At 67.6% G+C, this 2,054-nt stretch carries 1 protein-coding gene; it reads right to left on the minus strand.

The window, feature by feature from the left end:
* Window positions 1–540: 540 nt before the first annotated feature.
* Window positions 541–1,809: an extracellular solute-binding protein gene (locus ACFYQA_RS39425; protein WP_388928654.1), complete on the minus strand. Its 1,269-nt coding sequence runs from the start codon at window positions 1,807–1,809 to the stop codon at window positions 541–543.
* Between the last annotated feature and the right edge of the window lie 245 nt (window positions 1,810–2,054).

Raw genomic sequence — 2,054 nt, forward strand, 5'->3', positions numbered from 1 at the left:
CCGCAGCCGACGCCTTCACCGAGGTACTGCTCACTGACTTCACTGCGGGATACCGCGAACTGCACTTACCGGTACTGCCACCGCGTTGACCGCGGCCCTGCCGACGGCGGCCCCTGATCACTGCGGGCCACCCGGTCCGGCCGTCAGCCCCGTCGCCGTCCTGCAACCGCTCTGGCTTCGAAACTCCACGACCGCACCGTCCTGCGTACTGCAACTGCGTGTACCGCTGCCCGGCAGTTCGTCTCTGCCGGGCCTTGCTCGATCTCGGCTACAAGAGAAACCATAACCACACCACCACCCAATGTCTACTCCGGCGGGCACAGGTTTCTGCGTGCTCGAACATGAGGTAACCCGCCTCGACCGGTCTCTTGATGGTCGGAGCAGCCCCGAAGCCCAGGCCCGGCGCTCGGAGTGACCCACAGCCGCGCAGCCCGTCGGGCTTCCCGGGGCGCCGCCAACTGCGCCACGGCAGACGCCGGACATTCATGCTTCCGGCCGCATCTACCGACAGGCCGGCCGGTGACGGGCGTGCTCGAGCCCTCAGCCGCGGTCCCGGTAGGCGCGGTCGAGCGCGGAGAGTGCCTCGTCGACGTCCGCAGTGCCGGCGAAGAGGTCGCGAACCTGGGCGAAGTGGGTCTGCTGCACATCGGAGTTGGGCCAGCGCTGGTCCATGAAGGGGATCGTGGTGCCGGCCTTCTGACGCCGGGCGACTTCTTCGACTGCGGGATCGACGGTGAATGAAGTGTTGGGGAGGGCCGGCAGGGTGGCGCCGGACCGGTTGTACAGGTTCTGCCCTTCTTCGGACCCGAGGAAGTCGATGAACTTCAGGGCGGCCTGGCGGTGTGGGCTCCTGGCGTTGAGGCCGTAGGCGGCCGACACGGCGCCCGGCATCCGGGTTTCCTCCGGGTTGTCGGTGGCCGGGAGCGCGGTCATGCGCAGATCGAGGTTCGGGTCGGCGGCACGCAGGACGGAAAGCGTACTGGCGACCTGCACGACGCCCACCGCCTGGCCGTCCGTCACCTGGTCGAGGGCCTCCTCATACGTGGTGTTCAGCGGCTGTGCGCTGAAGCAATCACGCTCCTCCATCTGCAGGTACTTGTGCAGGGCCGACCGCCACCCCGACCCGGCGAAGGTCTGCTCGCCCAGCCCCATCTGCTCGTCGAAGTCGGGCTGATCGGCGTACACGGTCGTCGCCACGAGGGCGTAGTCGACGAGCTGGGTCACCCACGGGGTAGCGTTGCCGAGGGCGAACAGCACCTTGCCGTGCCGTCGGGCGGTTTCGCACAGGTCCAGCAGCTCGGTCCAGGTGGCTGGTGCGGTGCCACCGATGGCGTCGAGGGTGCGTTCGGAGTAGATCGCGCCGATCGCGCTGAAGCTCATCGGGACCACATAGGCGACACTGAGCACGTCGGTGACCGGCTTGACCCCTTCTGGAACCGTGCGGCTGAAGCGGTGCGGGCTGAGTCCCTCCAACAGGTCCTCGCGTTCCAGTGCCGTGACGGAAGCGGGGTTGCCGCTGCCGGGCCAGACCGTGAAGACATCCGGTCCCTTGCCTTCACGGAGTTCGCCGGGCAGTTCCTTCTGCAGGGTGTTGGTGTCAGCGAAGGCGACGGTGAAGCGGATGTCGGGGTTCTGTCGCTGGAACGCCTCCACGACGCTGTTCACCGAGGACTCGTCGGTGGTGTTCGCCGTGACGGTGATCTCCGTGTCCGGCGCGTCGGATGTGCCGGGGAGGGAGCAGCCGACCGGCAAAGCGGTTGCGAGGACGAGTGCGAGGGCTGAGCGGGAGAGGCGTGAGGTACCTGGCACGAACGGGCTCCGAACGATGATCGACAGGGTGTTCGCGGCTTACCGCCGGCGTCGGCCGGCCGGTGGACAGCGCGTGCGGTGCGGGGACGCCCCTCACCGTCGGGCGTCCCACGCAAGACGTCGAGAGCGGTCAGCCGATGGTCAGCGTCCGCCCCTCTCTGTCAAAGTAGTGCGAGTCAGGCATACTGGATGATTCATTGAGTCGAGGGCGGAGAAGGAGTAGTGCCCAGGTGGCCAGCACCAAC

The sequence above is a fragment of the Streptomyces sp. NPDC005774 genome (genome assembly GCF_042871645.1).
Lineage (GTDB): Bacteria > Actinomycetota > Actinomycetes > Streptomycetales > Streptomycetaceae > Streptomyces > Streptomyces pratens.